This window comes from Rhodoligotrophos defluvii (assembly GCF_005281615.1).
GTDB lineage: Bacteria > Pseudomonadota > Alphaproteobacteria > Rhizobiales > Im1 > Rhodoligotrophos > Rhodoligotrophos defluvii.
In genome coordinates this window covers 765,240-790,000 of sequence record NZ_SZZM01000001.1, presented here as the reverse complement: position 1 = coordinate 790,000, position 24,761 = coordinate 765,240, and the positions used below count along the sequence as shown (strand labels likewise).

Here is a 24,761-nt window from a genome sequence, read left to right as displayed (position 1 = left end):
CAGCTTCGGCTGTATCACATGCTGAATCCATAGGCATGTGAGGCGAACCCGGGGAACTGAAACATCTCAGTACCTGGAGGAAAGGAAATCACAGAGACTCCGCTAGTAGTGGCGAGCGAACGCGGACCAGGCCAGTGCCTGGTGCTTTACAACCGGAACCATCTGGAAAGTTGGGCCTTAGAGGGTGACAGCCCCTTACGGGTAATGAAAGCATCAGGACTTGAGTAAGGCGGGGCACGTGAAACCCTGTCTGAACATGGGGAGACCACTCTCCAAGCCTAAGTACTCCTTGCTGACCGATAGCGCACTAGTACCGTGAGGGAAAGGTGAAAAGCACCCCGACGAGGGGAGTGAAAGAGAACCTGAAACCGGATGCTTACAAACAGTAGGAGCCCAAGGTTCGTCCTGGGTGACTGCGTACCTTTTGTATAATGGGTCAGCGAGTTAGTCTGACGAGCAAGCTTAAGCCGATAGGTGTAGGCGCAGCGAAAGCGAGTCTGAACAGGGCGTTCAGTTCGTCGGATTAGACCCGAAACCGAGTGATCTAGCCATGAGCAGGCTGAAAGTGCGGTAACACGCACTGGAGGGCCGAACCCACGTCTGTTGAAAAAGCCGGGGATGACTTGTGGCTAGGGGTGAAAGGCCAATCAAACTCGGAGATAGCTGGTTCTCCGCGAAAGCTATTTAGGTAGCGCCTCGCGTGAATGCTCCTGGGGGTAGAGCACTGGATGGGCTAGGGGTCCTCACCGGATTACCAAACCTAACCAAACTCCGAATACCAGGAAGTAATGCGCGGGAGACACACGGCGGGTGCTAAGGTCCGTCGTGGAGAGGGAAACAGCCCTGACCGCCAGCTAAGGTCCCCAAGTCATGGCTAAGTGGGAAAGGATGTGAGGATCCCATAACAACCAGGAGGTTGGCTTAGAAGCAGCCATCCTTTAAAGAAAGCGTAACAGCTCACTGGTCTAAATAAGGGTCTTCGCGCCGACAATGTAACGGGGCTAAAGCCATGCACCGAAGCTGCGGGTGCACACTTTCGTGTGCGCGGTAGCGGAGCGTTCCGTAAGCCGGTGAAGGATGATCCGTGAGGACATCTGGAGGTATCGGAAGAGCGAATGCTGACATGAGTAACGACAAAGAGGGTGAAAGACCCTCTCGCCGAAAGTCCAAGGGTTCCTGCGTAAAGCTAATCTGCGCAGGGTTAGCCGGCTCCTAAGGCGAGGCCGAGAGGCGTAGCCGATGGGAATGGGGTTAATATTCCCCAGCCAGCGGGTAGTGACGAATTCCGTGTGTTGTACGGGCTTACTGGATTGTCCGTGCAGCGAAGGAGTTCCAGGAAATAGCTCCCGCATCAGACCGTACCCTAAACCGACACAGGTGGACTGGTAGAGCATACCAAGGCGCTTGAGAGAACGATGCTGAAGGAACTCGGCAAATTGCCTCCGTAACTTCGGAAGAAGGAGGCCCCGTATCTGGGCAACCAGGTGCGGGGGGCACAGGCTAGGGGGTGGCGACTGTTTACTAAAAACACAGGGCTCTGCGAAGTCGCAAGACGACGTATAGGGTCTGACGCCTGCCCGGTGCCGGAAGGTTAAGAGGAGAGGTGCAAGCTTTGAATCGAAGCCCCGGTAAACGGCGGCCGTAACTATAACGGTCCTAAGGTAGCGAAATTCCTTGTCGGGTAAGTTCCGACCTGCACGAATGGCGTAACGACTTCCCCACTGTCTCCAGCATCGACTCAGTGAAATTGAACTCCCCGTGAAGATGCGGGGTTCCTGCGGTCAGACGGAAAGACCCCGTGCACCTTTACTACAGCTTTACACTGGCATTCGTGTCGACATGTGTAGCATAGGTGGGAGGCTTTGAAGCCGCGGCGCCAGCCGTGGTGGAGCCACCATTGAAATACCACCCTTGTGGTCATGAATGTCTAACCGCGGCCCGTTATCCGGGTCCGAGACAGTGTATGGTGGGTAGTTTGACTGGGGCGGTCGCCTCCCAAAGAGTAACGGAGGCGCGCGATGGTAGGCTCAGACTGGTCGGAAATCAGTCGTTGAGTGCAATGGCATAAGCCTGCCTGACTGCGAGACTGACAAGTCAAGCAGAGACGAAAGTCGGTCATAGTGATCCGGTGGTCCCGCGTGGAAGGGCCATCGCTCAACGGATAAAAGGTACGCCGGGGATAACAGGCTGATGATTCCCAAGAGTCCATATCGACGGAATCGTTTGGCACCTCGATGTCGGCTCATCACATCCTGGGGCTGGAGCAGGTCCCAAGGGTATGGCTGTTCGCCATTTAAAGTGGTACGTGAGCTGGGTTTAGAACGTCGTGAGACAGTTCGGTCCCTATCTGCCGTGGGTGTAGGAAGCTTGAGAGGATCTGTCCTTAGTACGAGAGGACCGGGATGGACGCACCTCTGGTGGACCTGTTGTCGCGCCAGCGGCACAGCAGGGTAGCTATGTGCGGACGGGATAACCGCTGAAGGCATCTAAGCGGGAAACCCACCTCGAAACGAGGCTTCCCTTGAGAGCCGTGGTAGACCACCACGTTGATAGGCCGGGTGTGGAAGTGCAGCAATGCATGCAGCTTACCGGTACTAATAGCTCGATCGGCTTGATCGCTCTCATTCTCAACAGTCACTGCAAACCAATCGCGTGTAGCGCGTCCGTCAGTCCACAATTCATCTGTTCTTCGCCGGCCCGGTGGCCATAGCGAGGTGTCTACACCCGATCCCATCCCGAACTCGGCCGTTAAACGCCTCTGCGCCGATGGTACTTCGTCTTAAGACGCGGAAGAGTAGGTCACTGCCGGGCCTGCCAAGAACAGATGTTCTTCGAAACCTTCTTCACAGCTCTATCAAAACCCTCCCGTTTCGCGCGGGAGGGTTTTTGCGTGCGTGAAATTTCCTCCCACTTGCCTGCACAGCCGAAATAGGGTTCGCTTAGCGGCATAATCGCTGCGGGATTGTGTCGTCCGTATGCTGAAACGCGGGCGCGCAGCCAGCGGCATGAGTCGCCGCCATGGGCATATCCAGGTCGGGAGAAGGGGATGGGCGCTGAACCGGAAGTCGTCGCTTTCTTCGATCCGCGAACATCTTCGGTTCAATATGTCGTCATCTGTCCCGAGACCCGGCGCTGTGCCATCATCGATCCAGTTCTCGATTTCGACGAGAAATGCGGGAGCATGGCGACACGCAGTGCCGACCGGATATTGGCGCTGATTGGCGATCGAGGCTTGACGGTCGAGTGGATCCTCGACACGCACCCCCATGCGGATCACTTCTCGGCGGCTGCGTATCTCAAGGAGAAGACTGGCGCGCCCATAGCCATAGGCGCGCGGGTGACGGCCGTTCAGGAGCTGTGGCAGCGGATCTATAACTGGCCGGAGCTCAGGACCGACGGTTCGCAGTGGGATCATCTTTTTGCGGAAGGGGACAGGTTCGCCATAGGCAACCTGGAGGGGCGGGTGATGTTTTCGCCAGGGCACACGCTCGCTTCCGTGACCTACCTCGTGGGCGATGCCGCATTCATCCACGACACGTTGTTCATGCCGGATGGCGGAACGGCGCGCGCCGATTTTCCGGGTGGGGATGCGGGCGTGCTGTGGGATTCGATACAGCGCATATTGGCGCTTCCGGACGATACCCGGCTGTTCACGGGCCATGATTATCAGCCGGGCGGGCGTGAGCCGCTGTGGGAAAGCACCGTCGCCGGGCAGAAGGCGGCAAATATCCATTTGAGGAAGGCGCAGAATAGAGCTGATTTCATCAACCTGCGGCAGGAGCGGGATCGCTCTTTGGCCATGCCGCGGCTGATCTTGTTGGCGTTGCAGGTGAACATCAATGCGGGCCGACTGCCACCACCGGAGGCGGACGGCCACCGCTATCTTAAGTATCCGCTCAACCGATTCGGCAGTGCCGCCTGGGACTGAGAAGTGCCAACCAAGCTGGCTTTCGCTGTCGTCATAAAGCAGTGGGACATCTCGGAATACAGGGTTTCACCAGACGAAATTAACCGATATCTACAAAAGGTCAGGCGCTCCGTGTGATGTTTCGATAGCTTTTTCCAAAAAATTGCAGTTTAACTCCAGCTGGTCAAAGTTTTGCCACTCTCGGATCGCCTCTATAAGGCGAGCGAGCAGTAACGCGAAACGGAGCGGGCGAATGGTGGACAAGGGGAACGAAGCCGACGTAGAGTTAACCGCGCATATCGTATCGGCCTATGTCGCGAAAAACTCTGTTCAGCTGGCTGATTTGGCTGGCCTGATTTCATCGGTGCATCAGGCCCTCAGCACGCTTGGCTCCGCCGCGGCGGCGCGTGACGCCCAGCCACCAACGCCCGCGGTTCCGATCAAGAAGTCGGTCACCCGCGAATATATCATCTGCTTGGAAGACGGTAAGAAGTTCAAGTCGCTGAAGCGCCATTTGAGCACCCATTACAATATGACGCCGGAGCAATATCGGGCCAAGTGGCAGTTGCCACCGGATTACCCGATGGTGGCTCCCGCCTATGCAGAGGCGCGTTCGCATCTGGCGCGCTCGCTCGGTCTCGGCCGGAAGCCAGGCTCGTCGGCGGCAGCAGCGGCGCCAACGGCAACAGCCGAGAAAGCTGCGGATGGCGATGCCCGCGGCGCAGCCAAGCCGAAGGCGGCTGGCGGGACCGCGCGCCGGTCGACCCGTGCCAAGGCGCCGGCCGTCAAGGAGGTCTGACGCAGAAGGCGATCTCGTCTTTGGGTCGTATTCGTATTCGCGCGGGACGTGAGTCGAATCACCCCGCTCTCAGCATGAACAACGGCCTGGCTGATGCAGCGGCGCAGTTCGTCTTTAGAGTGGGTGACTCGGGACCGCGCGCGCAGGCGCGAAAGGCACCACGTTGCGGGGACGGCCGAGGGAGGGCTCAGTACTGCTGTGCCGCCCGGTGCCCAACGCATCGGCGAGGCGGCGCAATTCTCGTATGCACTGCAACTCGATCGGCAGAGGCATTGCTGCGGAAACGCCGGCGGGTGCCAGAATGAGGCGGTCGGCCCCGGCGGCGATTGCGAGCTGATCGATCCGGCCGGCCGCGGAACCGAGATCCGTGGGCCAGGGATTGGTCCGCCGAAGGGCGTAATCGGCCAAGCCGCGCTGGAATGCGGCAAGTTCTAGCTGCTCCTCCAACTTTTCCTGCCTGACAAGGGGTGCGGCCTCGTTCCGGCCGAGCAAGCCGAGAGATAGATGGAGCTCGGGCGGCGCATCAATGATGAGATCGGCGAATTGAAGCGGTGCGGCCAGGCAATCGAAATGCACGCCCGATACCGGCAGCGTGAGAATGAAGGCCCCATTGTGCTGCATGGCGGGTGGAGGGGCGGCCAGAAGCAGCTTCAGCGCTGGTCCGGCTTCCGCCAGATTCGCGTAAAAGCGCGCCAGGTCGTCCTTCGCGCGGGTGTCCAGCTGCGAGGCCAGGCATGGCTCGTTGATCTGCACCCAGCTTGCGCCTGCGGCAGCGAGTTGGCTCAGGGTTGCCCGCGCACGAGCCATGGCATCGCTCATGTCAGAACGTCCCGCGGCAATCTGTGTGCTGATGGGCGACAGGACCGTCGGCCTTATGGGCAAGCCGAGATCAGCAGCCTCCCGCAAAGCCGAGGCGGCCGCGCCGCAGCCCGGGCCGCCCAGGTCAACCACGTCCTCGCTTGCAATCTGGTCGACGCCTGCCTCTTTCAGCGCCTGCCAACGGACAATGCGGGATGCTAGGTCGGCACTGGAAGCGGGTTGCCTCTGCAGCGGGCCGAGGGTGCTGACCAGGGCCGTCATGGCGGTGTCCTCCACGAGCGCCTTGCCGCTTCCGAAATCATCGGACGCATGCCCGCCCATGTCAATCTCGCAACCGCGGCAGGTCTGCAATCTTTTTCTATTTGGCGCGCTTGGCAAAGAAGGCCGCAACCGCAGCTTTCATTTCGGGAGAGCGCCCTGCCTCGCCCTGCAGATCGCGTTCGAGATCGAGCAGCGGATCCAGATCCGGCTCCGCGGCACGGCTCATCAGGCGCTTGGTGGAGGCGACGGCGAAAGGGGATAGCTCGGCGAGGCGCGCGGCGATCTTGTCGACGCCCGCGGCAAGGGCATCGTCCTCGAACACCTTCCAGACGAGGCCCCAGCTCAGCGCGTCCTCGGCGGAGATGCGGTCGCCCAGCAACATCATGGGCGCAGCACGCACGCGGCCGATGACGCGCGGCAGAAACAGCGTGTTGCCGGCGTCCGGCACCAGCGCAATGCCTACAAACGGCTCGTAGAAGAACGCAGAGCGTGACGCAACGATGATATCGCCGGCCAGGGCGAGGCCGACGCTGGCGCCGGCGCACGGGCCGTTCACCTTGGAGATGATCGGCAGCCGCGAGCTGCGCATCTGGCGGATCACCGGGTTAAAATGCCGCTCTAGGACAACATCCAAGGCGGGGGTCTCATCCGGCCGGATGGTGGTGAGGTCATAGCCTGCTCCATAGGCGCGGCCGGCCCCCGTCATGACCAGCACGCGGACGGCTTCGTCCGCCTCGAGGGCCGCCAGGGCGTGCTGCAGCTCATCGCCGGTCTGATTGCGCAAGGCGTTCAACCGGTCCGGGCGATTCACCTCGAGGGTCGCAATGCCGTCCGTGACCGAAATCCTGAGGTCTTCGTAGTGGGTCATAGGGGCGCTTCCGTTTTTGTGGATCAACAGTTGACGAGAGCGTAAACTTTCGCCGGCGAAAGGGGAAGTGTGCTTGCATCGGTCCGGCAGCGCGGACGTGCCAGCGTGCTGCTTCCGCCGTCTGGAGCGCGACCACGCTCTAATCTGACGATGGGAGGCGATATGGAAACACAGATATTGCGTGTCGGGGAGGTGCTGGTGACGCCGCGGCGGACGGTGGCGGAGGCGGATATCAACCTGTTTGCCGGGCTGGTCGGGGACTTCACCCCGATCCATGTGGACGAGGTGTTTGCACGAGCGACGGCGTTTGGCGGCCGCATTGCTCATGGCACCTTGACGATGTCGACCGCGACCGGGCTGTTGACCCAGACCGGGCGATTGGGCGAGAACGTCATCGGCCTGCTCAGCCTCAACTGGGATTTCGCCAAGCCGGTGATGATCGGCGATACCATTCACGCCCGGGTGACGATCGCCGAGCGGCGCCCGACCAAGAAGCCAGGGCGCGACGTCGTGGTGTTCGCGTTCGAGGTGGTCAATCAGGATGACGTCGTCATCCAGCTCGGCCGCATGACCGTGCTGATGCGCGGCGAGCAGACCGCATCGGAAGCGGATGCAGGAAGGCAAACGCCAGCATGAATATAGCGATTCCAACGCGTCCGGCCGATGGGGACGTGGTTTCGGTGATGCCGGGCCTGTGGTGGCTGCGGGTGCCCATTCCCTTCAAGCTGGACCATGTGAATGTCTGGTTGCTCGAGGACGGCGATGGCTGGACGGCCATCGACACCGGCATCAGCTCACCGCGGTCCAAGGCGATCTGGCGCGACGTCATGAGCCGCCATTTCGGGGGAAAGCCGCTGAAGCGGCTCCTCGTCACTCATTGCCATCCCGATCACGTGGGGCTTGCCGGAAGCCTGTGCACCGATACGGGCGCCGAGCTGCTGATGAGCCGCACCGAATGGCTGTGGACATGCTGGGAACAGCAGATCAGCGAAGCCGAATCCCGGCGGTTGTTTGCCGATTACATCGCACGGGTGGGCTTGGACGAGGGGGTTACCTGGGACGAGGTCTACAAGGGCGGTACAATGGCGGAGCTCACCGATGTGGTGCCCCGGCGCTACCACCGGGTGCAGAACGGTGACCGTCTCGACATAGGCGGCCGTACCTGGCAGGTGATGACCGGCGGCGGGCATTCCCTCGAGCATGTCTGCCTCTATTGCGCGGATGCAAGCGTGCTGATTTCGGCGGACCATGTTCTGCCGCGCATAAGCCCGAATATCGGGGTCTCGCAAGTGGAGCCCGAGAGCAACCCGCTCGGCGACTTTTTCGACACCTTGGGCACGCTCGCCGCCTTGCCGGCCGATACCCTGGTGCTGCCCTCCCATAACGAGCCGTTCGAAGGACTGCGCCAACGGATCGCGGAGATGGTGGACCACCACACGCAGCGGCTTGCGCTCGTGAAGGACATCTGCCATGCGCCGAAGACCATTGCGGAGGCGTCGCGGGAGCTGTTCCCCCGACAAATGTTCGGCTATGACATCAGGCTTGCGGCCAACGAGACCTGGGCCCATCTGAACTATCTGGTGGGGGATGGTCAGATATTGCGCTGGACCGACGACGCCGGCACCTATCGCTTTCAAAGGGCATGAGCATGACTGCCGACAACGTGGCCTTCACCAAAATGCACGGCTGCGGCAACGACTTCATCATGATCGACGGCCGCAACGGGCTTGGCAGCACCGCTCTGGCCGACCCAAGCCGGCTGACGGCCGCCCTGTGCGACCGGCGCCGCGGCCTTGGCGGCGACGGGCTCATTCTGCTGCTGCCGCCCCGGGGCGATGCGGATTTTGCGATGCTCTACATCAACGCGACCGGCGCGCCCGGCGAGATGTGCGGCAACGGCGCGCGCTGTGTCGCCCGCTTTGCCCATGACATCGGTGCAGCGCCGTCCGAGATGCGGTTCGAGACGGAGGCCGGCCCGGTGAAGGCGGTGGTGGGCCCGGACCACGTGACGATCGACATGCCGCCGCCGCGAGACATCAGGCTCGGCATGCGGCTTACGATCGGGGGCGAGGAGCGCGAGGTGCATTTCGCCGAGGTCGGCGTGCCGCACGCGGTCCTGCTGGTGGACGACCTGCCGAATTGCCCAGTGGACCGCCTCGGGCCTCTGGTTCGGCACGATACTGCCTTCCCCCGCGGCGCGAACGCCAATTTCGTGTCGACCATCGACGGTGTGGCCATGCGCACCTTCGAACGTGGCGTCGAGGCCGAAACGCTGGCCTGCGGCACGGGGGCGGTGGCCACGGCCACCATTTGCCACTTGCTCGGCCTGAGCGGTCTGGATGCGGACATTCGCACACGGGGTGGCGACAATCTCTCGGTTCATCTGGAGCGCGAGGGAGAGGTATTCATCCGCGCAACCCTCACCGGCCCGACCGAGACAGTGGGGCAGGGTGTGGTCACGGCCGACTTCCTGCGCAGCCGCAACCTGCTCTGATCGGCTTCAAAATCTGGCCATGGTGAGCCGAAGGGCTGTCACAGCCCCTCGGCTCGCTTGGTCCCAGCTAGCTCCGGACGGCCGGGTTGGCCGGCGTGCCCTGGATGACGCCAGAGGGCTGCTCGGGGCTGAGCCAGCGGTAGAGCGCGCCGCCTGCTATGCCGCCGAGGAGAGGGGCCAGCCAGAACAGCCAGAGCTGCTGCATCGCCCATGCGCCGGCGAAGAGCGCAGGGCCGGTGCTGCGCGCTGGGTTGACCGAAGTGTTGGTGATCGGAATGCTGATCAAATGGATCAGCGTTAGCGCAAGCCCGATCGCGATCGGGGCAAACCCGGCCGGCGCCATGCCGTGAGTCGCGCCCATGATGATGAACAGGAATGCGGCCGTCAGCAGGAATTCCGCAATCAGGGCTGCCGTCAGGCTATATTTCCCCGGCGAATGCTCGCCATAGCCGTTCGCGGCAAAGCCGCCATCGGGGTTGAAGCTTGCGGTGCCGCTGGCGATCACGTAGAGGACGGCGGCTGCCAGAATCGCGCCGATCACCTGAGCCACGACATATGGAATGATCTGGCTGGACGGGAACCGCCCACCTGCCGCAAGTCCCACGGTGACGGCGGGATTGAAGTGCGCGCCGGATACATGGCCGACGGCATACGCCATGGTCAGCACGGTCAGGCCGAAGGCGAGCGCTACGCCAAGCAGGCCGATTCCGACATCAGGAAACGCTGCCGCAATGACCGCGCTTCCGCAGCCGCCGAATGTAAGCCAGAAGGTTCCTAAGGCTTCGGCTACCAGCTTCTTGATATCCATGGGTGTTGCCCCCGCAAGAGAAGTTACGGTGTGTTCGTCACGCCCGCACGCAAACACACAAACATGCGAATCTTACACGAAAACTTGTGATTCGCTGTAGTGCAGAATTGGGACGGCGCGGCCTCGAGCGGGGTGTCCGCCATCCCGGCACGAAACGCCGGTAGCTCGTGGCGGGAATCGGCTGCTGCTCGCTCTATATGGTACAGCCGGTCGGCTGCCTTGGCACCCGCGGAAACCTAGCCGCGCAATGTTGACATCCCCTGACGGCCTTACTATTTTCGCGCATGAATGAGACGGGTCCGGTTGCGGACGCTGTCACTTTTTGCGTTCGCACAGGTGCTAAAATGAAAATTCGCAACTCGCTTCGTTCGCTGGCCAAGCGCCACCGCAACAATCGCATGGTGCGTCGCAAGGGCCGCATCTACATCATCAACAAGACCAATCCGCGCTACAAGGCGCGTCAGGGCTGACGTCCAGCCGATTCGTTCGGGCGACATCAGCAGTTTGCGCTGTGCGGAGCTCCTGGATGCCCCTGGTCAAGGCCAGGGGCATTGCGTTTGGCGGGGCAAGTTGCCCGCCGGAGGGCTCCTTTCCGAGCTGTCACGGCGCCTTGATCGCGCGCCGTGCTCCATCCTCTTTTCGAGACCCCTGGCATCGCTTACCTTAGGCGCATGAGCATCTGGATGCGCGCCGGTCGCCTTAGCCTATGCGCTGCAGTGCTCCTCGGCTGGGGAGCTGCTGCGGCGCCTGCTTTGTCGCAGTCTCCCCTGCAGGAGCAGGGCGGACCGCCGGCGGACAGCAACGCCGCCGGGCCCACGACGCCGTTGCCACCCATGCCGGCGAGCCCTGCCGAGGCTGCGCGCCAGAGGGCCGATCTTCTCGACAGTCTGTTCGCGCGGCTGCACAATGCCCAGAACGAGACGAGCGCGGCCGTGCTGCAGGAGGCCGTCGCCGAGCTATGGAGCCGCTCGGGCAGCCCTACGGTGGACGTGCTGGTCAAGCAGGCAGACCAGGCCAGCCGAAAACGGCAGTTCCAGACGGCCCTGACCATTCTCGACACTGTGGTTGAGATCGCGCCGGAATTTCCGGAAGCCTGGAACAAGCGGGCCACCGTGCTCTTCCTGCAGGGCGACCGGGAACGGGCGCTGGCCGACTTGGAGCGGGTGCTAGAACTCGAGCCGCGTCATTTCGGGGCCCTTACTGCGCTGGGCGTCGTGCTCCGGGCGCAAGGCGACAAGAAAGAGGCGCTCGAGGCGTTCAAACGGGCGCTGGAGATCAACCCGCACCTGGACGAGGCCAAGAAGGCTGTCGAGCAGCTGGAGCGGGAAGCCGGCCAGCCCATCTGACGGCGTGATCTCGGCTCTCGATGGAGCCTGCTTGGATCCACCCCACTTCGCCAGAAAATACTCCTAGAGCACCTCCGCTGTCCCTCGGATCGCGGAACCACTCTAAGTTTTTGCCTGGTCGCATTTTCTTCACGCGAACCGGTATCCACTTCCCTCGAAAATGCTCCTAGCTCTCGCCTGCACCGTCCCTCGATACGAAGGCAATTCGCAGCATGTTGGTGGCGCCCGGTGTGCGCAGTGGGACTCCTGCGGTGATGATGATGCGCTGCCCGGGCTCGGCGAAGCCTTCTGCCCGGGCGATGTTGCAGGCGCGGCCAACCATATCGTCCAGGGATTTGGCGTCCTCGGTCAGGACGCAGTGCAGCCCCCAGACAAGCGCAAGCCTGCGGCCTGTCGCCGGTATGGGCGTGAGCGCCACGATGGGGGTTGCCGGGCGCTCGCGGGCGGCGCGCAGGCCTGTTGCGCCCGAGGAGGTGTAGCAGACGATGGCGGCGGCGTTCAGGGTCTCGCCGATGGTGCGGGCGGCGGCACTGATCGCATCGGCCGCGGTGGCCTGCGGCTGGGCGCGCTGCGCATGGATGATGCCGGCGTAGAACGGATCATTCTCAACGGTCTGCGCGATCTTGTCCATGGTGGCGACCGCCTGGCACGGGAAGCTGCCCACCGCGGATTCGGCCGAGAGCATGACGGCGTCCGCACCCTCGAACACCGCCGTGGCCACGTCCGAAACCTCGGCGCGGGTGGGCACCGGCTCACGGATCATCGACTCGAGCATCTGGGTGGCCACCACCACCGGACGGCCGAAGGCGCGGGCAGCCCGGATGATCTGCTTCTGCCGGCCGGGCACCTGTTCGAGCGGCAGTTCCACTCCGAGATCGCCCCGCGCCACCATGATCCCATCCGCCTGCTCGAGGATCTCATTGAGATGCGCCAGGGCCGACGGCTTCTCCAGCTTCGCCATGACCAAGGCGCGGCCGCGGGCCATCTTCTTGGCCTCCGCCACATCCTCGGGCCGCTGCACGAAGGACAGGGCAACCCAGTCCACACCGATGTTGATGGCGTGGTCGAGGTCGGCACGGTCCTTCTCCGTCATCGCGCTGACCGGCAGCGTGGTGTCGGGAAGGCTGATCCCCTTGCGGTCGGAGAGGCTGCCGCCGTGGACGACGCGGGTTACGATGCGTTCGGGCGTGGCGGACTCCACCTGAACCTTGAGCCGCCCATCGTTGAGCAGCAGCATGTCGCCCGGCTTGACCGCCCTGAAGATTTCCGGATGGGGAAGCTGCACGCGCTTGTTGTCGCCCTGCCGTCTCTTGAGGTCGAAGGAGAAGGCGTTGCCTTCGATGAGCTCGATGCTGCCGTTTTCAAAGGTTCCGATGCGCAGCTTCGGGCCCTGCAGGTCGGCCAGGACAGCGATCGGCCGTCCCATCTGCTGCTCGACCTGACGGATGATGCCGTGCAGCCGGCTCAGCTCCCCGTGCGGCGTGTGGCTCATGTTCACCCGAAAGACATCCGCGCCGCTTTCGAAAAGCTGGCGGATCGTTTCGGGGGTGGAGCTTGCGGGACCGAGGGTGGCGATGATCTTGACGCGACGCCTGCGTCTCATTGCACCGTGCCTGATTGCGGTGCACGGTTGGACGGTGTGGCGGCGCCCTGATTGGCCTGCGGCGTGGGGGAGTTGGTCTGCGCGTTGAGGGTCACGGTCCAGTCCGGCTCTTCGGTGGTGTCGACTTCAAAGAAACCCGTACGCTGATAGCCGCGCTCCTCACAGTTCTCAAGCCCGCGTATGGTGAAGAGCTTGTCGCGGGTGCACATGATCGCCTTGCCGCCCCACGAGCCGCCGCGATCATAGTCTACCGCATAGACGTAGTAATAGCGGGCGATCAGGTCGCCCTTCAGCAAGGTCTCGCAGCTGCGCGGGCCGATGTTCCACCAGCCTTCGCTGACCCATCCCTTCGTGTCCTTGTAGCCCAGCGCGACGCCCACGCGCGAATCAGTATCGTTGCACACCTTGAGATCGGCGTGGGCCGGCGCGGCACCGAATAGAAACAGGAAAAACAAGGCTGATCCGATCAGCCGAGGCGCAACTGCCATCGCGTCCAGTCCTTACATTCACTCAAGCTTCATATCACGACCGGCCGGTTCCGTCAGTCCCGACAGCTTCTCGCGCGCATGAACATTCTGCAAGCTTTCCGTTAACAGGCGCTGTGCAGCGATGAGAATGATTGGTGCCGCCGCAAAGGGGCGAAATCTGGGCGATTTCTCTTGGTGGGCGGAGCGGCCGAAACGTGGAGCGATGACCAAACGTGGCGCGCTCTCCGGAAGTATTGTGTATGCTGATGAACTGATGACAGAGCGACGCTTTAGCATCGCTCTGTTCAGTAGAAGGCTAAAGCTGCGTTTCGAGCAGGCCGGAGGCATGTATCTGGTACATTGGATTGTCGGGCAATGGATCATGATATGTACCATAGGCGCCGTTCGTGTACGAGCTGGTCCCGACAGGTTCATGATTCAGATGCGGAGAGGTATGCTGACCGGGCAATAAGCTGTCCGTATCAGTCGACGGCATGTGGTCCATGTGTTTCCATGGCGCGCTCGCCACACGGGTGAGGGGAAGCCTCGGATCCGCGTTTGGCAGCGTTTGGGGGTGGGTCCCCTTCAGTTTGGCGTCGTTGATCAGGCTTTCGGCATACTGGCGCTGTATCTCGCCATGTTCCAGCTTCAGATCGAAGCGTTGCGCGTGATCGCCGAGGGAAGCCAGGCGCCTTGCAGCTTCCTTTGAACTGCCGACGGAGCCAAGGTTCTGGATTCGCGTGCTAAGCTCTTCCGCCTGGTGATCTATCTCGCGAGCATATTTTCTGATGTCGTCCTTGGGGACGTTGAAGCCGGTGTGGCTGACATCCAGGATGTCCCGATTGGTTGCAGTCAACTTGCTGATCCCGGAAACCGTATGCGCCGCGGTATCGGGTGAAAATTTTTTCGGATCGCCGTCCCAAAACCGCGATCGCGCATCCGACGGCAGTCGGCTGGCAATTTGCTTCATGCTCTCCGACAACTTGGGCACGACATGTGCCGCTTCAGGCGGCAGCGTAGCCAAAGGACGCGACTTGCTGCCAATCGCATGCGAGGGTACGGCTGGTTCATGTGACTTGCTGCCGAACTGGTGTGAAGCAATACTCGAAGACTGTGACTTGCTGGGCGAAAAGAGCGGCTTGCGTGATGAGGCCTGCGTGCCGCTTCTCCTGTTGAAGAAAGGCATAGCTAATCCTATTAAGACAATCTATGGAGAGGATATATTCCAGAAGGTTTACATGACCGGATCTAATTCTCCTTCTCTACGGCAAATGTTTGGCGGCTTGGGCCAGTATTCTTGCGCCCGGATTAAATATCATTCATGTTCGGGTGACGAATCCTAAAGGCCGTGCTAATGGATGATGGCAGCGACAGTGGCGGCGGGGCGGAATCGTGAGATCTCTGAGGGGGTTGCCGATCAGTGCGGCCGGAAACGGACCAGGCCTTCAGCCCTTTGACGCGGTGGCATGCACTCGGCGGCGCAAGCTGGCCCGGCTGGCGCCTTGACCTGCGCGTTACCGGCACGGCCGATGGGATCGGAAGCCTTTATCGAACTGGTGGGAGGCGTGGAGCGCGGTCTGCTGCTTGTCTGCGACCACGCCCGGAACACGCTGCCGCCGGAATATGGTACGCTTGGACTGCCGGAGAGCGAGCTCGCACGCCACATCGCCTATGACATCGGGGCGGAAGCCCTGACGCGGGCACTCGCGGCGCGGCTCGGCGCTCCCGCCGTGCTGAGCTGCTTTTCCCGCCTGCTAATCGACCCTAATCGGGGAGAGGACGATCCCACGCTGATCATGCGGCTCTCCGATGGATCGATCGTGCCGGGGAATGCCCGAGTGGATGCGGCCGAGCGGCTGCGGCGGCTCGAGCGCTTCTACCGCCCCTATCATCAGGCGATCGACGGCTGGATGGAACGCATTGTTGCGGCGGGGCGGGATCCGGTCGTCTTGTCGATCCACAGCTTCACGCCCAGCTGGAAGGGTGTTCCCCGGCCTTGGCATGTGGGCCTGCTGTGGGACCGGGACGAGCGCCTGTCGCGGGCGCTGGTTGCGGCCTTGCGCGCGGAGCCTGGCCTGGTTGTCGGCGAGAACGAACCCTATCGCGGTGGGCTCGATGGTGACACAATGGACATTCATTGCACCCGCCGCGGCCTTTCGCACGCGCTGATCGAGGTCCGCCAGGACCTCATTGCCGATGAAGCGGGTGCCGAGGAATGGGCGGAACGCCTGGCGCGCCTGCTGCCCACTCTGCTGAAGGACAAAACCCTAACCGGACGGATTAGACCATGATCGACGAAGACACGAAGATGCGGCTGGAGGCGGCCGCTTTCCGGCGGCTGGTCCAGCATTTGCGCAAGCGGACCGACGTGCAGAACATCGATCTCATGAACCTTGCGGGATTTTGCCGGAATTGCCTGGCCAACTGGTATCAAGAGGCTGCGGAAAGTCAGGGGATTGTTGTCACGAAGGACGACTCTCGCCGCGAGATTTACGGTATGCCTTACGAGGAGTGGAAGGCGCGGTATCAGTCCGAAGCGACTCCCGAACAGGCGGCTGCCTTCCAGGCGACGCATAAGCATTGAGTTTGAGGCAGAGCGAGTATGGACCAGACCACATCTTTTGCGCAGGGCCAGCTGCGGAGCATCGTGGAGCGAATCGAGCGGTTGGAAGAGGAGAAGGCGGCGATGGCCGCCGACATCAAGGAGGTCTATGCGGAAGCCAAGGCCCATGGCTTCGACACGAAGATCCTGCGCAAAGTGATTGCGCTGCGGAAGAAGGATCGGGCCGAGCGGGAAGAGGAGGAGGCGATCCTCGATCTCTACCTGCAGGCGCTGGGCATGGTGCCGGGCTCGGAAGCGGCGGCCTGAAAATCTCTGGCGAGCTTCACTTCGTGCGGGGGGAAGCGCCTATCGTGGTGCCCTGAATACAGGGCCCCGTCAGGCCGGGCGGGGGTCAAGCCCGGTGGTGACGGATATCGGCGAACTTTCAAGCGAGACGGGCTACGCGGCGGTCAGCTTGGCCATCACCTCGTCGCTGACTTCGAAGTTCGAGTAGACGTTCTGCACGTCGTCGTCATCTTCGAGGGCCGCGATCAGCTTCAAGACGCTCTGGGCGCGCTCCTCGTCCACCGGCGCCGTGGTCTGGGGCACCCATAGGGCGCGCACCGTGTCGGCCTCGCCGAGCCGCTCCTGAAGCTTGGCGGAAACCTCGTTGAGGTCCTCGAAGGTGCAGGTGACCAAGTGGCCGCTCTCGTCCGACTGCACGTCCTCCGCGCCGGCCTCGATCGCCGCTTCCAGCACGGTCTCGGCGTCACCGGCGTCCGGCTTGTATCTGATCTGGCCGATCCGGTTGAACATGAAGGACACGGACCCGGTCTCGCCGAGATTGCCGCCGAATTTGGTGAAGTAGGAGCGTACCGTGCCGGCGGTGCGGTTGCGGTTGTCGGTGAGCGCCTCCACGATCACCGCCACGCCGCCAGGTCCGTAGCCCTCATAACGGATTTCCTCATAGCTTTCGGCGTCGCCGCCGCTGGCCTTCTTGATAGCGCGCTCGATATTGTCCTTCGGCATGTTCTCGGCGCGCGCGTTCTGGATGGCGAGCCTGAGCCGGGCATTGCTGGCAGGATCAGGGCCGCCGGCCTTGGCGGCGACGGTTATTTCCCGGGAATGCTTCGAGAAGATCTTGGCGCGCTTCGCATCCTGCGCGCCTTTGCGGTACATGATGTTCTTGAATTGTGAATGGCCGGCCATCGTCTATCTCTGTCGGGGAAACCTGTTTAGCCGCTTTATAGGCGCGGATCCGGGGGAAATCCAGTTCAGGACAGCCAAAAAGCGGGCAAGATCTGCTCTAGGCGGCCGCCCACCCGTATGGGCGCGATGGCGCGGGCGAGGCCGGTCTCGTCATCCACATCCACGCCCACCCCGCATAGGGTGGCCTCGCCGCCTGCGGGCTCGAAACGGCCGGTGGCCAGCTTGCGAGTGAAGCGGGTGAGCGGCTCTTCAATGTCCATACCGATGATGGAGTTGTAATCGCCGGTCATGCCTGCATCCGTGATATAGGCGGTGCCACGCGGCAGGATCTGGTGATCGGCCGTGGGGACATGGGTATGAGTTCCCACCACCAGACTCGCCCGGCCATCGGCAAAATGGCCGACGCCCATCTTCTCGGACGTCGCCTCCGCGTGGATATCGATCACCGCCGCATCGCAGACCTGTTTCAGCGGACAGTTCTCCAACTCGCGGTCGATGGCGGCGAAGGGGTCATCGAGCGGGTCCATGAATAGCCGGCCCATGACATTCATCACGAGCACCGAACGCCCGGTGGTGGTCGGATACAGGCCGACACCACGGCCGGGCGTGGCCGCGGGATAGTTGATGGGCCGCAGCAGGGTCGGCTCGCGCTCGATGAACACCAGCGCCTCGCGCTGGTCGAAGGCATGGTTGCCGAGCGTGACCACATCGGCGCCGGCATCGCGGATGTCACGGAAGATCTCCTCGGTGATGCCGAAGCCGCCGGCCGCATTCTCGCCATTCACCACGACGAAATCGGCGGCGAGCTCTTCGCGCAGCTGGGGAAGGCGTTCGTACAGTACCTTGCGGCCGGATCTGCCTACCACGTCGCCTATGAAGATCAGCCGCATCAGACCCCGCTCACGTCCTGCTGATGGATAGGATAGACCGGGCCGGCTTCGGTCAGGATCCAGTCGAGCGGCTGGTCGAACGGTCCCCGCGGCACCGCTTCCACCTCCTGGCCGGCGAAAGCCACGCCAACCGCGATCACCGGCTTGAGGGCGCGCAGCCGTTGCAACGTACGGTCATAGAAGCCGCCGCCATAGCCAAGCCGGTAGCCCTGGCGGTCGAAGGCCAGCATCGGGACGAGCACCACGTCAGGCTCGACCAGTGCCGCGCGATCGTGAGGCACATGGATGCCGAAATGCCCGGGAATGGTCTCGTCGCCCGGCGCCCAGCGCCGGAACACCAGCGGTGCATCGGTGGCGATGATGACGGGCAGCGCCGTCGCCCAGCCGGCGGCGGCGAGGGCGGCAATCAGCGGCACGACGTCGATTTCGCTGCGATAGGCGTGGAAGCCCGCGACAATGCGGCCATGGCCCGCGCCCAGCACCTTGCCGCCGGCGCGCGCGAGCGCTTCGCGCGCGGTGGCTGCGGCCACGGCATGAATCTGAGCTCTCGTGGAGGCGGCCTGGCGGCGCGCCGCTTTTTTGAGGTCGGCCAGCGAGGCCGGTGTGTCCATCAGCATCACACGGTCTTTGCGGGCCGAGCACGCGGCGCCCGGGACGTTTTGCATGCGCGGCCATGCCAGAATGGCCGCTACCTGCGGGAATTGCCGAGCCGCCCTGGCCGTTGGAGGATACGATCCCGGGTCCCTACTAGCGTAGGTGGGCGCCATGTGAAAGAGGCCACGGCCTCAATCAGGGACAGCTCCCGTTGAGATCGTTTATAGGCCCCTGGGAACTTTGATCTCCTGACGCGCCGGGCAGCCCGTAGGTCTAATCTAGTCGCGCATGCCGGCAAAATCTAGCCGCATAGCGCAGGAAAATCACTCTGCCGGTCCGCCCAGTTCGCGCGACAGATCCTCGAGCCGGGCTGCGGCGCTGTTCAAGCGCTCGGCCACGCGATCATCCTGCTGCCGATTGCGCTCGATTGCCGCCATGCGCGCATCCCGTAACCCCCCGATCTCGTCCTCGAGAGCCTCGATATGGCGCAGGGCGTCCGCCAGCTTGTCGGCAATGGTGAGGCCCGCCATCAGCAGCAGGCGAATATCGCCAACCTGGCCGACCTGACGCTTGAGCCTGCTCACTTCGCTGTCGAGCAGCTGTGCCAGCTCGAGCAGATGCTGTTCCTGGCCGGGGCCGCATTCCATGGTATAGGGGCGATCGTTCACCCGAACGACAACCTGCGCCATTTGTCAGGGTCTCCGAGAAAAGGTGAAATCGGCTACTCAGTCCTCACCGAGTACGGAGCGAATACGACTCACGGCATGATCGACCTTGCTCAGCGCCTGGCCGTTAGCCTCCTCGAGCAGCTCGTTGCGCAGCCGGAGCTCTTCGTTCTCGGCCCTCAAGGCCGCCAGTTCCTCGCTCATCTGCGCCGAGCCGTCCTGCTGCTCGCCGAGTGCGTCCGCCTCCCTGACCTGACGTTGCGATCGCAAGATCCCCTCGAGCCGATCGACAGCATCTTCGAAGCGCGCCAATGCCATGTCCAGCTTGGTGGACTCCGCCATCGTGTTCCGTTGCTACCTCTCGATTATTCCGCCGGTGGCCTGCTACCGACGATTCGTAAAGATTAGGCTTGCAGGCGGCATAGCGTCAACCGCGCCGCGGCCGCCCGCAACAGTCACCCGCCCGGCCCGGAGGCGGGCATCACGGGAGGGAGTTCGCGGGCGAGCTGGCGGGCCTTGAAGCTGCGCACACGGAGCTCGGCCTCGGCCCGCTGGTCGCCCGAGAGCTTCGATATCATGTCATCCAGCTCTTGATCCACTCGGCCGCCCTCGCGAGCCAGCATGTTCCACTTCGCCGCCTCAACAGAATCCTGCTCGACGCCGCGGCCAGCCATATAGAGATGGGCCATGCGGTTCTGGGCGACCACGTTGCCAGCGCGCGCGGCGACCAGCAGCCATTGCGCGCCGATCTTCTCGTCCTTCTGCACGCCTTCGCCCCGGAACACCATGATGCCATAGTCCAGGGCCGCGTCGGCCAGGCCTTGGGATGCCGCCTTGGCCATCCACGAACCCGCCTGCACCATGTCCTTCGGCACGCCCCGGCCCTCGGCATAGAGCACGCCGAGATTGTATTGCGCGTCGGGCAGGCCCTGTTCTGCCGCCTTGCGGAACCATTCGGCCGACTTCTGCCAATCCTGCTCGAAACCTGCGGCGCCGGCATAGAGCAGCGCCAGATTGTGCTGGGCCGGCGCGTAGCCGGCATTGGCGGCATCGGTGAGCAACTGCTGCGCCTTCTGCAGGTCTTTCTTGCCGGCACGGCCGTCGACCAGCATGAGCGCGAGGGCCACCATGGCGCCGGCGTGGCCGCGGCCTGCCGCCTGCTCGTACCAGCGAATGGCCATGTCCTGGTCTCTGGTCACCCCCAAGCCATTCTCATAGAGGGTGGCCATGAAGGCCTGCGCCGCGGGGTCGCCGGCCTCGGCGAGGGGCGAGGCTTCGCGGAACGCCTTGGCGTAATCGCCCGCCTCGGCAGCGGTCACGGCAACGTTCATGTCGGCCCAGGCAGCGGTCGTGGAACCCAGGACCGGCGCCAGCATGAACGCCAAGCTCAGCCACGCCGCCGCGCAGAAAGACAAGCTGCTATGCTTCATGGCGCAAGACCTCATCGATTACCGCGTTGAAGCGGCCGATCGTGTCGCGGGCGGCGTTGGGCGACCGCCACATGTCGTCAGCAGGCCGGATGAACTCCACACCGAGGGAGACATGGCGGCGCAGATCTGCCTCGCTCGCGGGCGCGAATGCGACGCACGGCACCTCGAAGACCTGCGCCCACCAGCCGAGCAGCGAAAAGGGCTCGGTTCCGTTTTCGACCCAAGGTGCGGCCTCATCGAAGGCCACGTACTCGGCCCCAGCCTCGCCCAGCTCCATGGCCGCATGCCGGGAGCGTCCGCAAAATGCGCCGACGATGCGGTCATTCCCGAGAATGCCGCGCGCATGACGATAGCGGGCTAGGTCTGCTGCGATCTGCACCCCGTCTGCCCCGAGCTCTGCTGCGAGTTCAGGACAATCGTTCAAAAGAACGGCAAGATTATGAGCTTGCCCCAGTGGCAGCACCGCTTCCGCCCTGGGTCGCAGCTGGTGCCGGTCATCACCCGCAATCAGGAGCGCGGCCGCATCGCCCGCTTGCAGCGCGGCCGACAGAATTTCGTGCAGTCGCGTTGGCGCCATGTCTTCCGGGCTGACCAGGAACAGGCGCGGCCGCGACCGTTCGGCTGCCGATCCGGCCTTGCGACCGCTCTTCTTGGTCTCGACTGATCTGCGGGCCGGCTTGGCGCGAGCCATCCGCTGCGGTCCGGCGCTGCTCAAGCGGCCCTTTCGAGATCAGACGTCCACTGGCCTGCCGCGGCCAAGCTGTTCATCCGTGCCCGATGCGAGAAGGCCCGCTGACCTGCCGCGACGTTCTCTGTCTTGCCATTCCACGCCTTGAGCGCGGCCGCCTGCAGGGCACGCCCGTAGGAGAAGGACAGCTTCCAGGGCAGGTCATAGCTCGCGTTCATGGCCGAGAGATGGGCCGTCGCCAGCTCGTCGGACTGGCCGCCGGACAGGAAAACGATGCCTGGCACCGCCGCCGGCACGGTGCGCCGCAGGATTTGCACAGTGCGCGCCGCGACCTCTTCCACACTGGCCTGTTGTGGGCAGTCCATGCCGGAGATCACCATGTTCGGCTTGAGCAGCGACCGCTCGAGCACAACGCCGTGCAGGGCAAGCTCGGTGTAGAGGGTGCGCAGTACCGCCTCGGTCACCTCGGCGCAGCGGCCGATGGTGTGGTCGCCATCCATCAGCACCTCGGGCTCGACGATCGGGACGAGCTTGGCTTCCTGCGCAATGGCGGCATAGCGGGCAAGGGCATGCATGTTGGCCAGGATGCAGGTGCGGCTCGGCATGTCCTTGCCGATCGAGATCACCGCCCGCCACTTGGTGAAACGCGCACCAAGCCGGTGATATTCCTCGCAGCGGCCGCGTAGGCCATCGAGGCCCTCGGTGACGGTCTCTCCGGGATGAAACGCCAGCGGCTTGGCGCCCAGATCGACCTTGATGCCCGGAATGCAGCCGGCAGCATTGAGGATCTCGACGAACGGCGTACCATCCTTCGCGCTCTGGCGGATGGTTTCGTCATAGAGGATCACGCCGGAGATGTAGTTCTTCATCGCTTCGGTGGAGCGGAACAGCATCTCGCGATAATCGCGGCGTGTCTCCTCCGTCGAAGCCAGGCCGATCGTGTCGAAGCGCTTCTTGATCGTGCCGCTGCTCTCGTCGGCTGCGAGAATGCCCTTGTCATCCGCCACCAAGGCCTGCGCTACCTGTTCCAAGGTCATGGTCATGATGTGGTCCCTCGCGAATTTCTCATGGGCACTAGACTGATCCCACGATTATGCTGCAAGCCGATGGCAAACCGAAGGCGTAAGTCACGCCGAGGGGGATTTCTGCAGAACGGCGACGCCGGGCAACTCTTTGCCTTCCAGCCATTCGAGGAAAGCGCCGCCGGCGGTGGAGACGTAGGTGAAGTCGTCGGCAACCCCGGCATGGTTCAACGCGGAAACGGTGTCGCCGCCGCCGGCCACCGACAGGAGCTTGCCTTCCCGGCTGAGCTTGGCGGCATATTGCGCGGCGGCCACGGTGCCTCGGTCGAACGGCTCCAGCTCGAAAACGCCGAACGGGCCATTCCAAACCAGTGTCTTGGCCTTATCGAAGCAGGCCTTCACTAGCTCCAGCGTCTTGGGGCCGATGTCGAGAATGCGCTCCTTGGCGTTCACGTCGGAGATGTCGACCGTGCGGTGGTGGGCATGGGGCTTGAAGTCCTCCGCAACGACGGCGTCGACCGGCAGCAGGATCTCGCAGCCATGATGCCCTGCCTGTTTGATGATCTCGCGCACCTCGTTCACCACGTCGTGCTCGCAGAGCGACCGGCCAACCGGCTTGCCTTGCGCGTAGAGGAAGGTGTTCGCCATGCCCCCGCCAATGATCAGGGTGTCGACCCGCGAGGTGAGATGCCCCACCACTTCGAACTTGGTGGAAATCTTTGCACCCCCCACCACGGCAACCAGCGGCCGCTTGGGATTTTCCAGCGCCGCAGTAAGTGCGCCCACCTCCGCCTCCATGGCGCGGCCGGCCACAGCAGGCAGGAAATGAGCAATGCCTTCGGTTGAGGCATGGGCGCGATGGGCAGCCGAAAAGGCATCGTTGACGTAGATATCGCCGAGGTCGAGCAGCCGCTTGACGAAGCTCGGCTGGTTGGCCTCCTCGCCCTTGTGGAAGCGGGTGTTTTCCAGGAGGAGCACATCGCCGGGCTTTGCCGCGGCAACGGCACGGGTCGCCTTGCCGTTGTCCCAGTCGGTCTCCACGAAGGCCACCGGCATGCCCAGAGCCCTGGAGAGAGGCTCCGTCACGACGCGCAGCGACATGTCGGGCACGACTGTGCCCTTGGGCCGCCCGAGATGGGACAGCACGATGACTGTCGCGCCGCGGCTCACCAGCTCCTTGATGGTCGGCACCACCCGGGCGATGCGGGTGGCATCCTGCACCTCCTCGCCCTTGAGCGGCACATTCAAATCGACGCGCAGCAGCACCCGCTTGCCCTTTACGTCGACGTCATCCAATGTGCGGAATGTCATCGTCGCCCCCGCGCCCCGCAACCCTACAGGGCTCCCCAATAGGCTGCCGTATCGACCATACGGCAGGAGAAGCCCCACTCGTTGTCGTACCAGCCGGCCACCCGGATCAGCATCCTGTCAACGATCTGCGTCTGCGTGGCGTCGAATACGCAGGAGGCGGAACTGTGATTGAAGTCGATGGACACCAACGGCACATCGCAGATTTCGATCACGCCGCCGAGCTTGCCGGCGGCCGCTTTCCGCATCGCCTCGTTGATCTGATCGACCGAAACCTCCCGCTTGGGCACAAAAACCAGATCCACCATCGAGACATTGGGCACCGGCACGCGAATCGAGGTGCCGTCGAGCTTACCCTTGAGGTTGGGCAGCACCTCGCCCACGGATCTGGTGGCTCCGGTCGAGGTCGGGATCATGGCCAAAGTGGCCGCCCGGGCCCGGCGCAGGTCCTTGTGGCTATTGTCGAGCAGGCGCTGGTCGCTGGTATAGGCATGGATCGTGGTCATATAGCCGCGCTCGATGCCGCAGAACTCGTCCAGAACCATCGCCATGGGCGCGAGGCAATTCGTGGTGCAGGAGGCGTTGGAGACGATAGTGTGGCCAGCCCGCAACGCCTCGTGATTGACGCCATAGACCACGGTGAGGTCGGCGCCCTTGGCCGGTGCCGAGCACAGCACTTTCTTGGCGCCGCGCTCCAGGTGCACCCCGGCCTTCTCACGGCTGTTGAATTTGCCGGTGCACTCGAGCACCAGATCAACGCCGAGGTCGCCCCAATTCAACTTGGCGGGATCCTCGATCGCCGTGAACGGGATGCGGCCGTTGCCGATATCGATGTAGCCCTCGCCATGGCTGACCTGCCCGGGAAAACGTCCGTGTACACTGTCATACTCGAAAAGGTGGGCAGCGGTGCCGGCATCAGTTCGATTGTTGATGGCGACGACCTCCAGTTCCTGGCTCTTCGATTCGGCAATGGCGCGGAGGACAAGGCGGCCGATACGGCCGAACCCATTGATGGCGACGCGGACGGTCATCTCGTAAGGC

At 63.0% G+C, this 24,761-nt stretch carries 26 protein-coding genes, 2 rRNA genes and 1 other RNA gene (1 of these 29 only partly in view); 12 read left to right on the top strand and 17 right to left on the bottom strand.

Annotated features, from left to right (window positions below):
* From E4P09_RS03770 to E4P09_RS03755, 4 genes are all read left to right on the top strand, one after another.
* A 23S ribosomal RNA gene (locus tag E4P09_RS03770) occupies positions 1-2,619 on the top strand (it extends 131 nt beyond the left edge of the window).
* Between the two features lie 77 nt (positions 2,620-2,696).
* A 5S ribosomal RNA gene (rrf, locus tag E4P09_RS03765) occupies positions 2,697-2,811 on the top strand.
* 235 nt (positions 2,812-3,046) lie between these two features.
* Positions 3,047-3,928: an MBL fold metallo-hydrolase gene (locus E4P09_RS03760; RefSeq protein ID WP_137388223.1), complete on the top strand. Its 882-nt coding sequence runs from the start codon at positions 3,047-3,049 to the stop codon at positions 3,926-3,928.
* Positions 3,929-4,160: 232 nt separating this feature from the next.
* Positions 4,161-4,706, top strand: a complete 546-nt coding sequence (locus tag E4P09_RS03755) for a Ros/MucR family transcriptional regulator (protein WP_137388222.1) — start codon at positions 4,161-4,163, stop codon at positions 4,704-4,706.
* A 114-nt stretch (positions 4,707-4,820) separates the two neighbouring features.
* On the opposite strand, the gene E4P09_RS03750 is transcribed toward E4P09_RS03755, so the two are convergent.
* Positions 4,821-5,846 (bottom strand): hypothetical protein, encoded by a 1,026-nt coding sequence (locus E4P09_RS03750; RefSeq protein WP_137388221.1) that lies wholly within the window; start codon positions 5,844-5,846, stop codon positions 4,821-4,823.
* Positions 5,847-5,883: 37 nt separating this feature from the next.
* On the bottom strand, positions 5,884-6,654 hold the full coding sequence (locus E4P09_RS03745; RefSeq protein WP_170984215.1) for an enoyl-CoA hydratase-related protein: 771 nt from the start codon (positions 6,652-6,654) through the stop codon (positions 5,884-5,886).
* A gap of 162 nt (positions 6,655-6,816) precedes the next feature.
* Between E4P09_RS03745 and E4P09_RS03740 the strand changes: the two genes are divergently transcribed.
* Genes E4P09_RS03740 through dapF form a run of 3 tightly spaced genes read left to right on the top strand, consistent with a single transcriptional unit; the run spans position 6,817 to position 9,148 of the window.
* On the top strand, positions 6,817-7,290 hold the full coding sequence (locus E4P09_RS03740; protein WP_170984214.1) for a MaoC family dehydratase: 474 nt from the start codon (positions 6,817-6,819) through the stop codon (positions 7,288-7,290).
* Entirely contained in the window at positions 7,287-8,300 is a 1,014-nt protein-coding gene (locus E4P09_RS03735; RefSeq protein ID WP_137388218.1) for an MBL fold metallo-hydrolase, read from the top strand. Before E4P09_RS03740 ends, E4P09_RS03735 begins: the two co-directional genes overlap by 4 nt.
* Positions 8,301-8,302: 2 nt before the next feature.
* Positions 8,303-9,148: a diaminopimelate epimerase gene (gene dapF, locus E4P09_RS03730; RefSeq protein ID WP_170984213.1), complete on the top strand. Its 846-nt coding sequence runs from the start codon at positions 8,303-8,305 to the stop codon at positions 9,146-9,148.
* Between the two features lie 67 nt (positions 9,149-9,215).
* Here dapF and aqpZ read toward each other — a convergent pair whose 3' ends face one another.
* Positions 9,216-9,956, bottom strand: coding sequence for an aquaporin Z (gene aqpZ / locus E4P09_RS03725; RefSeq protein ID WP_137388216.1), 741 nt, complete (start codon positions 9,954-9,956; stop codon positions 9,216-9,218).
* Positions 9,957-10,300: 344 nt separating this feature from the next.
* Here aqpZ and ykgO point away from each other — a divergent pair, with 344 nt between their 5' ends.
* Both ykgO and E4P09_RS03715 read left to right on the top strand, forming a co-directional pair.
* Entirely contained in the window at positions 10,301-10,426 is a 126-nt protein-coding gene (gene ykgO, locus E4P09_RS03720) for a type B 50S ribosomal protein L36 (protein ID WP_137388215.1), read from the top strand.
* 213 nt (positions 10,427-10,639) lie between these two features.
* Positions 10,640-11,302 carry a tetratricopeptide repeat protein gene (locus E4P09_RS03715; RefSeq protein ID WP_205042000.1) on the top strand — a complete coding sequence of 221 codons (663 nt, stop codon included), beginning with the start codon at positions 10,640-10,642 and terminating at the stop codon, positions 11,300-11,302.
* A gap of 166 nt (positions 11,303-11,468) precedes the next feature.
* Here the strand turns inward: E4P09_RS03715 and pyk are convergent, their stop codons facing one another.
* From pyk to E4P09_RS03700, 3 genes are all read right to left on the bottom strand, one after another.
* Positions 11,469-12,905, bottom strand: a complete 1,437-nt coding sequence (pyk, locus tag E4P09_RS03710) for a pyruvate kinase (RefSeq protein WP_137388213.1) — start codon at positions 12,903-12,905, stop codon at positions 11,469-11,471.
* Complete coding sequence (locus E4P09_RS03705) at positions 12,902-13,393, bottom strand: DUF1036 domain-containing protein (RefSeq protein ID WP_137388212.1); 492 nt, start codon at positions 13,391-13,393, stop codon at positions 12,902-12,904. Before E4P09_RS03705 ends, pyk begins: the two co-directional genes overlap by 4 nt.
* A gap of 295 nt (positions 13,394-13,688) precedes the next feature.
* Positions 13,689-14,558: a hypothetical protein gene (locus E4P09_RS03700; protein WP_137388211.1), complete on the bottom strand. Its 870-nt coding sequence runs from the start codon at positions 14,556-14,558 to the stop codon at positions 13,689-13,691.
* A 343-nt stretch (positions 14,559-14,901) separates the two neighbouring features.
* On the opposite strand from E4P09_RS03700, the gene E4P09_RS03695 reads away from it, so the two are divergent.
* The 3 genes from E4P09_RS03695 to E4P09_RS03685 are packed head-to-tail and all read left to right on the top strand — an operon-like array spanning position 14,902 to position 16,241.
* The gene (locus E4P09_RS03695) at positions 14,902-15,663 is read left to right on the top strand and encodes an N-formylglutamate amidohydrolase (RefSeq protein WP_137388210.1); all 762 of its coding nucleotides are present in this window, start codon (positions 14,902-14,904) and stop codon (positions 15,661-15,663) included.
* Positions 15,660-15,956, top strand: coding sequence for a DUF1244 domain-containing protein (locus tag E4P09_RS03690; protein WP_137388209.1), 297 nt, complete (start codon positions 15,660-15,662; stop codon positions 15,954-15,956). Before E4P09_RS03695 ends, E4P09_RS03690 begins: the two co-directional genes overlap by 4 nt.
* A gap of 18 nt (positions 15,957-15,974) precedes the next feature.
* On the top strand, positions 15,975-16,241 hold the full coding sequence (locus E4P09_RS03685; RefSeq protein WP_137388208.1) for a DUF2312 domain-containing protein: 267 nt from the start codon (positions 15,975-15,977) through the stop codon (positions 16,239-16,241).
* Between the two features lie 132 nt (positions 16,242-16,373).
* On the opposite strand, the gene E4P09_RS03680 is transcribed toward E4P09_RS03685, so the two are convergent.
* From E4P09_RS03680 to gap, 11 genes are all read right to left on the bottom strand, one after another.
* Positions 16,374-17,123, bottom strand: coding sequence for a YebC/PmpR family DNA-binding transcriptional regulator (locus E4P09_RS03680; RefSeq protein WP_137388207.1), 750 nt, complete (start codon positions 17,121-17,123; stop codon positions 16,374-16,376).
* A 65-nt stretch (positions 17,124-17,188) separates the two neighbouring features.
* Positions 17,189-18,013, bottom strand: a complete 825-nt coding sequence (locus tag E4P09_RS03675) for a TIGR00282 family metallophosphoesterase (protein ID WP_137388206.1) — start codon at positions 18,011-18,013, stop codon at positions 17,189-17,191.
* Positions 18,013-18,630, bottom strand: coding sequence for a 5-formyltetrahydrofolate cyclo-ligase (locus E4P09_RS03670; protein WP_239025012.1), 618 nt, complete (start codon positions 18,628-18,630; stop codon positions 18,013-18,015). The genes E4P09_RS03675 and E4P09_RS03670 overlap by 1 nt, the downstream gene beginning before the upstream one ends.
* Positions 18,631-18,715: 85 nt before the next feature.
* Positions 18,716-18,877, bottom strand: a non-coding RNA gene (ssrS, locus tag E4P09_RS03665) — 6S RNA.
* A gap of 53 nt (positions 18,878-18,930) precedes the next feature.
* Complete coding sequence (locus E4P09_RS03660) at positions 18,931-19,296, bottom strand: cell division protein ZapA (protein ID WP_137388205.1); 366 nt, start codon at positions 19,294-19,296, stop codon at positions 18,931-18,933.
* Positions 19,297-19,332: 36 nt separating this feature from the next.
* Positions 19,333-19,614 (bottom strand): hypothetical protein, encoded by a 282-nt coding sequence (locus E4P09_RS03655; protein ID WP_137388204.1) that lies wholly within the window; start codon positions 19,612-19,614, stop codon positions 19,333-19,335.
* 113 nt (positions 19,615-19,727) lie between these two features.
* Positions 19,728-20,702 carry a tetratricopeptide repeat protein gene (locus E4P09_RS03650; protein WP_170984212.1) on the bottom strand — a complete coding sequence of 325 codons (975 nt, stop codon included), beginning with the start codon at positions 20,700-20,702 and terminating at the stop codon, positions 19,728-19,730.
* Positions 20,692-21,393, bottom strand: coding sequence for a thiamine phosphate synthase (locus tag E4P09_RS03645; RefSeq protein ID WP_137388202.1), 702 nt, complete (start codon positions 21,391-21,393; stop codon positions 20,692-20,694). The genes E4P09_RS03650 and E4P09_RS03645 overlap by 11 nt, the downstream gene beginning before the upstream one ends.
* 20 nt (positions 21,394-21,413) lie before the next feature.
* A complete protein-coding gene (locus tag E4P09_RS03640; protein ID WP_137388201.1) occupies positions 21,414-22,433 on the bottom strand; it encodes a class I fructose-bisphosphate aldolase in 1,020 nt (339 codons plus the stop codon).
* A gap of 84 nt (positions 22,434-22,517) precedes the next feature.
* Positions 22,518-23,723, bottom strand: coding sequence for a phosphoglycerate kinase (locus E4P09_RS03635; protein ID WP_137388200.1), 1,206 nt, complete (start codon positions 23,721-23,723; stop codon positions 22,518-22,520).
* A gap of 23 nt (positions 23,724-23,746) precedes the next feature.
* Entirely contained in the window at positions 23,747-24,751 is a 1,005-nt protein-coding gene (gene gap, locus E4P09_RS03630; RefSeq protein ID WP_137388199.1) for a type I glyceraldehyde-3-phosphate dehydrogenase, read from the bottom strand.
* Between the last annotated feature and the right edge of the window lie 10 nt (positions 24,752-24,761).

Excerpts from the sequence above, each read along its gene's own strand:
- dapF (WP_170984213.1), top strand. The coding sequence starts at position 8,303 with ATGACTGCCGACAACGTGGCCTTCACCAAAATGCACGGCTGCGGCAAC.
- aqpZ (WP_137388216.1), bottom strand. The coding sequence starts at position 9,956 with ATGGATATCAAGAAGCTGGTAGCCGAAGCCTTAGGAACCTTCTGGCTT.
- E4P09_RS03680 (WP_137388207.1), bottom strand. The coding sequence starts at position 17,123 with ATGGCCGGCCATTCACAATTCAAGAACATCATGTACCGCAAAGGCGCG.
- E4P09_RS03670 (WP_239025012.1), bottom strand. The coding sequence starts at position 18,630 with ATGCTGATGGACACACCGGCCTCGCTGGCCGACCTCAAAAAAGCGGCG.
- E4P09_RS03660 (WP_137388205.1), bottom strand. The coding sequence starts at position 19,296 with ATGGCGCAGGTTGTCGTTCGGGTGAACGATCGCCCCTATACCATGGAA.
- ykgO (WP_137388215.1), top strand. The coding sequence starts at position 10,301 with ATGAAAATTCGCAACTCGCTTCGTTCGCTGGCCAAGCGCCACCGCAAC.
- E4P09_RS03650 (WP_170984212.1), bottom strand. The coding sequence starts at position 20,702 with ATGAAGCATAGCAGCTTGTCTTTCTGCGCGGCGGCGTGGCTGAGCTTG.
- E4P09_RS03645 (WP_137388202.1), bottom strand. The coding sequence starts at position 21,393 with ATGGCTCGCGCCAAGCCGGCCCGCAGATCAGTCGAGACCAAGAAGAGC.
- E4P09_RS03750 (WP_137388221.1), bottom strand. The coding sequence starts at position 5,846 with ATGGGCGGGCATGCGTCCGATGATTTCGGAAGCGGCAAGGCGCTCGTG.
- E4P09_RS03685 (WP_137388208.1), top strand. The coding sequence starts at position 15,975 with ATGGACCAGACCACATCTTTTGCGCAGGGCCAGCTGCGGAGCATCGTG.
- E4P09_RS03655 (WP_137388204.1), bottom strand. The coding sequence starts at position 19,614 with ATGGCGGAGTCCACCAAGCTGGACATGGCATTGGCGCGCTTCGAAGAT.
- E4P09_RS03675 (WP_137388206.1), bottom strand. The coding sequence starts at position 18,013 with ATGCGGCTGATCTTCATAGGCGACGTGGTAGGCAGATCCGGCCGCAAG.
- E4P09_RS03760 (WP_137388223.1), top strand. The coding sequence starts at position 3,047 with ATGGGCGCTGAACCGGAAGTCGTCGCTTTCTTCGATCCGCGAACATCT.
- E4P09_RS03735 (WP_137388218.1), top strand. The coding sequence starts at position 7,287 with ATGAATATAGCGATTCCAACGCGTCCGGCCGATGGGGACGTGGTTTCG.
- E4P09_RS03745 (WP_170984215.1), bottom strand. The coding sequence starts at position 6,654 with ATGACCCACTACGAAGACCTCAGGATTTCGGTCACGGACGGCATTGCG.
- E4P09_RS03755 (WP_137388222.1), top strand. The coding sequence starts at position 4,161 with ATGGTGGACAAGGGGAACGAAGCCGACGTAGAGTTAACCGCGCATATC.
- pyk (WP_137388213.1), bottom strand. The coding sequence starts at position 12,905 with ATGAGACGCAGGCGTCGCGTCAAGATCATCGCCACCCTCGGTCCCGCA.
- E4P09_RS03690 (WP_137388209.1), top strand. The coding sequence starts at position 15,660 with ATGATCGACGAAGACACGAAGATGCGGCTGGAGGCGGCCGCTTTCCGG.
- E4P09_RS03715 (WP_205042000.1), top strand. The coding sequence starts at position 10,640 with ATGCGCGCCGGTCGCCTTAGCCTATGCGCTGCAGTGCTCCTCGGCTGG.
- E4P09_RS03695 (WP_137388210.1), top strand. The coding sequence starts at position 14,902 with ATGGGATCGGAAGCCTTTATCGAACTGGTGGGAGGCGTGGAGCGCGGT.
- E4P09_RS03740 (WP_170984214.1), top strand. The coding sequence starts at position 6,817 with ATGGAAACACAGATATTGCGTGTCGGGGAGGTGCTGGTGACGCCGCGG.
- E4P09_RS03705 (WP_137388212.1), bottom strand. The coding sequence starts at position 13,393 with ATGGCAGTTGCGCCTCGGCTGATCGGATCAGCCTTGTTTTTCCTGTTT.
- E4P09_RS03635 (WP_137388200.1), bottom strand. The coding sequence starts at position 23,723 with ATGACATTCCGCACATTGGATGACGTCGACGTAAAGGGCAAGCGGGTG.
- E4P09_RS03700 (WP_137388211.1), bottom strand. The coding sequence starts at position 14,558 with ATGCCTTTCTTCAACAGGAGAAGCGGCACGCAGGCCTCATCACGCAAG.
- gap (WP_137388199.1), bottom strand. The coding sequence starts at position 24,751 with ATGACCGTCCGCGTCGCCATCAATGGGTTCGGCCGTATCGGCCGCCTT.
- E4P09_RS03640 (WP_137388201.1), bottom strand. The coding sequence starts at position 22,433 with ATGACCATGACCTTGGAACAGGTAGCGCAGGCCTTGGTGGCGGATGAC.